This is a genomic window from Microcoleus asticus IPMA8 (assembly GCF_013179805.1).
Lineage (GTDB): Bacteria > Cyanobacteriota > Cyanobacteriia > Cyanobacteriales > Microcoleaceae > Microcoleus > Microcoleus asticus.
In genome coordinates, this window is sequence record NZ_SRRZ01000193.1 from 1 (window position 1) to 8,262 (window position 8,262).

Consider the following 8,262-nt stretch of genomic DNA (forward strand, 5'->3'; position numbering starts at 1 on the left):
ACTCCTGACATTTTTTTGACCTCTATTTGGCTAGTCAATTGCAAAATGCACTTCTACTAACTGTAGCACTATTTTATGAAATTGGTATTAGTGCTGTAGTCCCCAGCCCCACCGTAATAGTTGTGGGTGTTACTGCTGAAATTGCGATTGTTACTGCTGTAATTGCGCGGATAACGGCGGTGGCGGGAACGAGATATCCGAGAAAATAAGCTGCGAAATATCCTGAAGATAATGAAGCAAGGTATAAATCCTATGGATGCTATGAATAACAACCCAAGTAAGCCATAGATTAAATTCGATGAATCTTCACCTGTGGATGTACTATTGCTAATCACTGGCGATTGGCTAGGTATTGATGACGGTTTCACCCCTTGAGATGGTACCATTGGAGCCAAAGGTAGCGTGGTTTGAGATTGAGCATTTACCGTCGGAGTTTGTAAAACATTTACTAACGCCTGTGTCCCGGCTAAGGTACCCCCGTCAAAGTCCTGCTGTTTAAATCTGGGCGTAATTTCTGTTTTAATAATTCCCACTACCTTCGCATCCGGCAAAATGCTTTGAATGCCAGAACCTGTTTCAATTTGAACGCGGCGTTCCCCGGACGAAATCAACAATAAAGCTCCGTTATTTTTACCTCTCTTGCCTATACCCCAAAAGTTAAATAATGCTGTAGCAAATGCTTTTGGTGTCGCCGATGGTTTAGTATCAAGCACTGTAACAACAGCTATTTCTGAGCCGTTTTTCGCCTCTAAATCCGAAATCATTTGATTTAGCTGAGTTTCGGTGCTGTCGCTGAGAATGTTTGCGTTGTCCGTTACCCAAGTATTATTTAATTGGCGGGGATTCGGTACTTATTGTAGTGTTATAGCTTGGCTCGTTAGGGGAAATGCAATTGCCGAAAAGCACAGCAAACTGCTCCAGATTATTTGTTTATTGCTAAATTGTAACTGCATCGCTTCAGTCTCCTGAATAACTGCTAATCTGAAATTGACATCTATCTGTCCGCCTAATTACAATTAAATAGCCAGCTCCCTGTCATGTCAATTCATATTATTCAGAAGTTGAGTTCATAAAAATCATAATTTTAGGTGCGCCATAAGCACTTTACATTTATAGCCCTGGACGCACGGGTGGCGAGAAACCGGGTTTTTAACCACAATAATTTAGGACTTACGCAACTCGCAAATTAAACAAAGGTATGTAGTTGCGCTGGTGCGCTCTTTCCTAAGCTAAGAGCGCACCAGCGCAACTACATACCTAAAATTTAACCCCTAGTTGTGACAGTTGGCCTTAGTCCTATAATTGCTGAAAACCGTCAATATCAGTTCAAAACCCCGGTTTATTCGTGGGCGAGTGGGAAGGAATTTAGATATTTTTAAGGAGAGGGAACTGGTGGCAGAAAATTGCTGCTGCCTTTATAACCGGATAAAATAGCAAGTTTTTCCAAAGATTGCCTGCCCGTGTAATATTTCCCTCGAATTTCCCAAGTGGGATAAGCTTTAATATTGGCAGCTTTGCACAAATCCGGTTGAGCATCTTTCCCTCTGGGATCGCACTCAATGTAAGTAATGGCGGTAAATGCTTCTTTGCCGAAAAGTTCTTGTTGCGTGTGACAGTGAGGACACCAGTAAGCACCGTACATTCTAGCTTTGATGGTCTGCAAATGGGTTGCTAAACCTATTTGATCGGGTACGGATTCGCTGCGAATAGGTGGTGCTTCTTGTTCGGTAACAGGCGGTGCGAAAGGGGGAGGAGGAGGGAGGGTTTGTGCTAATTTAGGAGTGGATTTGTTGCTGAAACTGAACTGTGCAATTCCTCCGTCTGCTTTGGTACTGACGAAAATCCCCAAAGTCAGGAAAATGCCGATCGCACAAAAGTTGAATTTACTTAGTCTCATCTTGGATTTTATCTTGGATTTACTAGGATTTCGCGAGCTTGATTCATTGCCTCTACAGCATTGTTTACCACAAAGATGTTAATTTGTGCTAAACCTTTAAAAAAAAGTTGACTTTCGGCGCTGTGATTTAACAATATAACTTGTTTGTTAGCTTTCAGAGCGAGGGCGATTTCCGAAGCAGTGCCCGTGCCCGTACCGCAGGCAATTATTACATCTGAAGAAAGAATGTTAATGTTATTTCTGGCGTTTCCCATATCGGTGACAATAGCAATATCTACAGCTTCAGAAATGCCGCGAGTGTCATTTCCCGGAAGGATGCCGACTGTTAAACCTTTAGCTGATTTTGCTCCTTTGTTGGCGGCATCCATGACGCCGACATTTCTGCCGCCAGTTAGCAATATCCATCCTGCTTCGGCGATGAGTTGTCCGAGTTGATAGGCGTTTTCTAAGTCGGTGGATGTGGCACTTTCGCCCGGGCCCATGATGCCGATGATGATTTTTTTCATAGTTTTGGGGTGAAGAAGTAGATCATCGCCAAAAAACAATAACCTCCACTCATAAATAGTAGGGGCAGGTTTAGTTACGGTCTATAATAGGAGCCAGTTTCCTGCTGCTGCAAAACCCGCCCTCCCCATGTTACATTTATTTGTAGCACTTACTCCGAGTGCTATTTTGTCAATAAGAAAGTGAGATATAACATGAGTATCGCCCAAAACCCTGAAACAAAGCTGATGGAAAAAATCCGCAGTTTACCGCCAGATAAAATCACGGTATTAGAAGATTTTATCGACTTCCTATTAACGCGAAGTGAATATCGTCTGCTTGTTTATGCTGCGACTAAACTCTCAGAAGCAGCTTTTGCTAAAATTTGGGATAACCCAGAGGACGCGGAGTATGACGAGTTATAATTTTGGTGATGTAATTTTAGTTCCGTTTCCTTTTACAGATCAAACTACCAATAAAAAAGTCCAGTAGTTGTGATTAGTTCTGACGTTTATAATGCAGAATATGCCGATCGCATTCTTATGGGTATAACAAGTCAAGTTAGCAGTAGTCCGAAACGGGGAATAGCCGTAATCAATGCGATTAAGAACCCGGCAATCAACAGAATTCGGTCAATTTTTTGTCCTGTCATATATTTTTTTTACATGAGATGTTTTAGATCGATCCAGTTTAGAGTGCCGTACTTGGGACGGGAGTGGGCTGCTGGTTTGGTTGTGTCCTCACAAATTGAGCAATAAAAATCCCAGCAACCCCCACAATTCCTAAGCAAACTAAACCTATTAACAATTTTTTTATGCGTGGTGAGTTGAGCGAGGGCCAGGGTGGAGGAGGGGAAACAATTGTCGGCAATGTTGACGATGCTACTAGAGGCGCGATCGCACTTAAACCTTCATCTGCTGACTGGTAGCGCTGTTGCCATTGATATCGCACCGTTTTATCTAAAATATCTGCTAATTTGGGGCTGACTGATACTCGTCCCCTCCACACAACTTCTAGGGTATTCGGATTTTTTGGTAACTGGTGAGGAAATACCCCCGTCAGTGCTTGGATAGCCGTCATTCCCACTGCATAGATATCGCTGCACAATTTGGGATGCCCATTTTCTTGTTCGTTGGACATATATCCCTCAGTGCCAATCGGAACTGTCTGCCGTTGCCCTTGAGAATATTTCAGTTGGCTGCCGATTTGTTTGACGGCCCCAAAGTCGATCAAGACAATCCTACCATCGGAATTGCGCCTCATTAAGTTAGAAGGCTGGATATCCCGGTTGATGATATTTTGTTGATGGGCTGATTGCAATACTTCTAAAATATCATCCAACATTGAATAATCTAGAAAAAGCCATCAAATTAGTAGAGGACAAAATCTCCGGGTGCGAAGAAACCATCCTCGACTTATTGGGCGGTTTAACTTCCCAAGTTCCAGGCGATATCAATTATTATATAGGCGCCGCAGAAGGTATCCGAGGCGATGTTTCTCAACTTTTAGAAATTTTTCCACCCAACAGCCTCAGTCACCGTAGAGTACCCCAGAGCATTCAAACCTGTTGAAATCGAAAAATCAATGACTGACCCACCTTACAAGTTGATTTAACTTCTGTCACCCACCTAGGCGCAGTCTAAAAAATATCCCCAACAATCATCCCCGCCAATATGACAAACCCCACCCAAACATTTTGGTGAAAGATTTGACCGTAAACCAGCTTAGGAATATCCGCATTCCGCAGTTGACTGTATTGCAAAAACCACAAAATTGCCGCCGCAATAATTGCCATCCAAAAACCAATATGCAAGTGCAGATTAATTCCCATTGCCGTCAATAAACCGACAGCCCCAACAAAGAAAAAACCCACAGCATTAGCTGCATAATTTCCAAAAAAAATAGCGCTGGAATTCACCCCCAAACGCAAATCGTCTTCGCGATCGCTCATCGCATAAACTGTATCAAATCCTAACGTCCAACACACGACTGCACCCCACAGCAACCAAGTCGCTGATTCTAGTTTCCCAACGGCAGCGCTCCAACTAATTAAAACTGCAAATCCCCAGGCAATTGATAACACTAATTGCGGCACTGGAAAGAATCTTTTTGCTAGGGGATAGCAGATAATTACTGGTACGGCGGCGACGCACAACCAGAAACTTAAAGGATTGAGATAAAAAGCGAGAATTGCCGCGCAAGCAAAGGAAATTAATGCAACTCCTATTCCAGTTTGCACGGTGAGGGCGCGGGATGCTAGGGGGCGCGATCGCGTTCTTTCTACTTCGGGATCGATATCGCGATCCCACAAGTCGTTGATGACGCATCCAGCCGCACTCGTGGCTAAGGTACCCAACACAATCACCCCCACCAATGCTGCGGGAGGCTTCCCATCTGCTGCTAAAAAGACGGCCCAGAGGGCTGGAATCATTAAAATTAGCCTTCCTGCTGGTTTGTCCCATCTCAAAAGCCTCACGACGGTTAGTAATGTGGATTCGGGTTGGCGATCGGGCTCTTTAAGCATTTCAATTCTAGATTTGATATTTTTAACTCTCGATCTTATCAAATTTTAGGCACAATGACTTACTATCTCTGCTGGCGATGGCATTTCTGCTGGAATTTCTCAAAGGTGAAAGTCTTGACCAGTCAGCATTTCCCGTTTTTTGCTAATTTAATAGAATGCCTAACTGGATTCGTGAAATAATCATAAATATCTGTCAACCCCGAGACACTCCAATGGTTAATTTACTTGCTTCGGCGGAGTCAAATCGCATTATTGCTGCTATTGATATGGGTACTAACTCGTTTCACATGGTGGTGGCACGGATCGATCCGAAATTGCCCGCGTTTACGATTATTGCTAGAGAAAAAGATACGGTTCGGTTGGGCGATTGCGATGCTAAGACAGGGTGCTTAAAGTCCGAAGTTATGGAAAGGGCGATCGCCACTCTGCGCCGCTTTCAAGATATTGCTAAAACTTTTAATGCTGAACAAATTATCGCTGTTGCTACGAGTGCGGTTCGCGAAGCCCCTAACGGGCGGGATTTTCTCAAACAAGTTGCTGAAGAATTAGACCTGAATGTGAGTTTAATTTCCGGTCAGGAAGAAGCGCGGAGAATTTATCTCGGCGTTCTTTCCGGTATGGAGTTTAACAATCAGTCGCAGGTGATTATTGATATTGGGGGCGGTTCTACAGAGTTGATTTTAGGAGACAGTTCTGAGCCTCGCTGTCTCACCAGTACAAAAATTGGTGCTGTTCGCTTAACAGGACAATTTGTCAAAAGTGACCCGATTAGCAGGGAGGAGTTTGCTTATTTGCAAGCTTATATTCGGATTTCCCTGGAAAGACCGATCGACGAATTGCGATCTCAATTCAATGCTGGCGAAACTTTGCGCTTGATTGGCACTGCTGGAACCATCGAAACTCTGGCGGCAATTAACGCTCGCGAAAAGTTGGGAACAGTGCCGAGTCCCCTAGCGGGATATCAGTTAAGTTTAAAAGATTTGCGCGATTTAGTCAATCGCTTTCGCAAACTTTCTTACTCGGAAAGGTTGGCAATTCCGGGAATGTCAGATAAGCGGGCGGAAATTATTCTGGCCGGGGCTTTGATTTTGCAGGAAGCGATGACACTATTAGGGATGGAATCGCTGACTGTTTGCGATCGCTCTCTCAGAGAAGGCGTAATTGTTGACTGGATGCTGGCGCACGGTTTAATTGAAAACCGGTTGCGCTATCAAGGTTCAATCCGCCAGCGCAGCACTCTGCACATGGCTAACAAATATCAAGTCAATTTAGAACAAAGCGAAAGAACCGCAGCATTTGCGCTCAATTTCTTCGACCAAACTCAAGGAATTCTGCACAATTGGGGAACCGAAGAACGGGAGTTGCTGTGGGCGGCCGCGATTCTGCACAACTGCGGTTTGTACGTCAGTCATTCGGCGCACCACAAGCATTCTTACTATTTAATTCGCAATGGTGAGTTATTAGGATACACTGAAACAGAGATTGAAGTCATTGCTAATTTAGCTCGCTATCACCGAAAAAACCCTCCCAAAAAGAAGCACGAAAATTTTTTGATTATTCCCAAAAAATACCGGGAAGTAGTTAGTAAGTTGCATCCTTTTCTGCGGTTGGCTGTGGCTTTGGACAGGCGGCAGATTGGCGCAATTTCGGATTTTAAATGCGAACACCGCCCAGAAGTTCGAGAGTTTCATTTGCGGCTGCAACCGCTCAATCCAGAAGACGATTGCGCTCTGGAGCTGTGGAGTTTGGATTATAAAAAGCCGTCTTTTGAGGATGAGTACAATCTCAAATTAGTGGCAACTTTGGAGCCGACTCTGGTTCCCGTTTAAATACAAGGCAGAGCCTGGAAACGAGAAACTGTAGGGTGCTGTGCCAGAGAGATTCAAGGTGGTGAAGAAGACCCTCAAATGCTTGAAATCTCTCTGGCTGCGCTCGTTAAATCTTTTTCTTTTAACAGGCGATCGGCAATAAATTAGATTTATTGCCGATCGCCTGCCGGTAGGATGAGGTAAAGCCGCTCGATCGCACCAATACCCTAGAAGGGCAGTGCGCACCTACAAGCTACGAAATTGCAGCGTTTGAGGGACTTCTATACCAGGCTCGGTATTCACCAAGACGCGGGCAGATTATGCAGTGCTTACCCGAAGATGGTAAAATCATTCACATCGATTGCACTAGCTTGCACTCCGTTCAAAGCAGCCAATAGTTGACCATTCTGACCAATCCTGATGAAAGCTGTATTAGCGTTTTGGGTAATACTAAGTTGAGCAAAAGTTAGACCGCCCGCTAACACCAGCAAATCTTCACCTTGTGTGAAATCAGTAATTAGATCGCTGCCTTCACCTGCTGTTAAAACAAAGCGATCGCGCCCAATGTCGCCGCTGAGAATATCATTGCCCAAACCCCCAATCAGACAATCGTCGCCTTTACCGCCATAGAGAGTATCGTTGCCCTCCTCGCCGCATAGCTTGTCACTACCGCCGTTGCCAAACATCAAATCATTGCCAGCACCGCCGCACAGGGAATCTGGCTCGCCGTTAAAGCCGATCGGCCTGTCTCCGAAAATAGTATCGTCCCCGTCGCCGCCGCAAATGCTATCACTGCCGCGATCGCCCAACAGCAGATCGTTGCCAGTACCCCCCACCACAACGTCATTGCCCTTGCCGCCGTAAACCGTATCATTGCCCTCGCCGCCGCTTAGAGTATCCGCAGCATCTCCCCCGTTCAAGAAGTCGTTGCCCGCACCGCCAAAGAGCAAATCGCGTCCAGTCGAGTCAGGGTTAAACGGGTCAAAACTGCCTGCAAACAAGCAGTCGTTACCCTGAGCCCCAACTAGAGTGTCATTGCCCTTGTCGCCCCAAATCAAGTCATCGTCTTTGCCGCCGATGGCCACATCATCGCCCTTACCCCCGAAAATGCGATCGTCGCCGCCGGCGCCGTTGAGGTAATCATTGCCAGCGCCCCCAAACAGCAAGTCTTTGTCTGCATTGGGGCCAAGGGGGATATTGCTGGGCAGTCCCCCGTAAATATTGTCGTTGCCTTTTTGGCCCAGCAGAATGTCGTCGCCGTTGAAACCCCTGATAACGTCGTTGAGATTGCTGCCGATGAGGAAGTCGTCGCCGTCAGTGCCATTGAAAGTGCGCTCGACTGAATTCGGGCCCGGAATCGAACCGATCGCGGGTAGGGTAATCTGTTCGCAAATGCAATCAGTATCCCCGCCGCGAACGCTGTCAGAGTCAACAGGAGTTCCCGTCGGAGTCGGAGTTCCCGTGGGAGTCGGAGTTGGAGTTTCCGTGGGAGTCGGAGTCGGAGTGGGCGTGGGAGGCGGAGGGCGCGTGCGCGAGGCTGCGGGAGAGAG

At 45.9% G+C, this 8,262-nt stretch carries 8 protein-coding genes and 1 pseudogene; 3 read left to right on the forward strand and 6 right to left on the reverse strand.

What is annotated here, in order from left to right; all coding sequences use genetic code 11:
* Positions 1-68: 68 nt before the first annotated feature.
* The 3 genes and pseudogenes from E5S67_RS29950 to E5S67_RS29960 all read right to left on the reverse strand — a co-directional run.
* Positions 69-806 (reverse strand): annotated as a pseudogene (locus tag E5S67_RS29950) (TPM domain-containing protein); the annotation flags it as partial.
* 569 nt (positions 807-1,375) lie between these two features.
* Complete coding sequence (locus E5S67_RS29955) at positions 1,376-1,897, reverse strand: hypothetical protein (RefSeq protein ID WP_172192822.1); 522 nt, start codon at positions 1,895-1,897, stop codon at positions 1,376-1,378.
* 8 nt (positions 1,898-1,905) lie between these two features.
* Positions 1,906-2,403, reverse strand: a complete 498-nt coding sequence (locus E5S67_RS29960) for a TIGR00725 family protein (RefSeq protein WP_172192824.1) — start codon at positions 2,401-2,403, stop codon at positions 1,906-1,908.
* Positions 2,404-2,595: 192 nt separating this feature from the next.
* Here E5S67_RS29960 and E5S67_RS29965 point away from each other — a divergent pair, with 192 nt between their 5' ends.
* The gene (locus E5S67_RS29965) at positions 2,596-2,805 is read left to right on the forward strand and encodes a toxin-antitoxin system, antitoxin component, Xre family protein (protein ID WP_172192826.1); all 210 of its coding nucleotides are present in this window, start codon (positions 2,596-2,598) and stop codon (positions 2,803-2,805) included.
* Between the two features lie 265 nt (positions 2,806-3,070).
* On the opposite strand, the gene E5S67_RS29970 is transcribed toward E5S67_RS29965, so the two are convergent.
* Positions 3,071-3,724 (reverse strand): protein kinase domain-containing protein, encoded by a 654-nt coding sequence (locus E5S67_RS29970; RefSeq protein WP_172192828.1) that lies wholly within the window; start codon positions 3,722-3,724, stop codon positions 3,071-3,073.
* Here E5S67_RS29970 and E5S67_RS29975 point away from each other — a divergent pair.
* Complete coding sequence (locus tag E5S67_RS29975) at positions 3,724-3,951, forward strand: hypothetical protein (protein ID WP_172192830.1); 228 nt, start codon at positions 3,724-3,726, stop codon at positions 3,949-3,951. The two genes, E5S67_RS29970 and E5S67_RS29975, sit on opposite strands and share 1 nt — an antisense overlap.
* Before the next feature lie 68 nt (positions 3,952-4,019).
* Here E5S67_RS29975 and E5S67_RS29980 read toward each other — a convergent pair whose 3' ends face one another.
* Entirely contained in the window at positions 4,020-4,904 is an 885-nt protein-coding gene (locus E5S67_RS29980) for a 4-hydroxybenzoate solanesyltransferase (protein WP_172192832.1), read from the reverse strand.
* Positions 4,905-5,116: 212 nt separating this feature from the next.
* Here E5S67_RS29980 and E5S67_RS29985 point away from each other — a divergent pair, with 212 nt between their 5' ends.
* On the forward strand, positions 5,117-6,733 hold the full coding sequence (locus E5S67_RS29985) for a Ppx/GppA phosphatase family protein (protein WP_172192834.1): 1,617 nt from the start codon (positions 5,117-5,119) through the stop codon (positions 6,731-6,733).
* A 308-nt stretch (positions 6,734-7,041) separates the two neighbouring features.
* Here E5S67_RS29985 and E5S67_RS29990 read toward each other — a convergent pair.
* On the reverse strand, positions 7,042-8,262 hold a 1,221-nt coding region (locus E5S67_RS29990), incomplete at its 5' end, for a calcium-binding protein (protein WP_281363598.1).

What these genes read in the sequence shown, in the direction of transcription:
- E5S67_RS29980 (WP_172192832.1), bottom strand. Translation starts at nt 4,904, where the DNA reads ATGCTTAAAGAGCCCGATCGCCAACCCGAATCCACATTACTAACCGTC.
- E5S67_RS29960 (WP_172192824.1), bottom strand. Translation starts at nt 2,403, where the DNA reads ATGAAAAAAATCATCATCGGCATCATGGGCCCGGGCGAAAGTGCCACA.
- E5S67_RS29970 (WP_172192828.1), bottom strand. Translation starts at nt 3,724, where the DNA reads ATGTTGGATGATATTTTAGAAGTATTGCAATCAGCCCATCAACAAAAT.
- E5S67_RS29965 (WP_172192826.1), top strand. Translation starts at nt 2,596, where the DNA reads ATGAGTATCGCCCAAAACCCTGAAACAAAGCTGATGGAAAAAATCCGC.
- E5S67_RS29955 (WP_172192822.1), bottom strand. Translation starts at nt 1,897, where the DNA reads ATGAGACTAAGTAAATTCAACTTTTGTGCGATCGGCATTTTCCTGACT.
- E5S67_RS29985 (WP_172192834.1), top strand. Translation starts at nt 5,117, where the DNA reads ATGGTTAATTTACTTGCTTCGGCGGAGTCAAATCGCATTATTGCTGCT.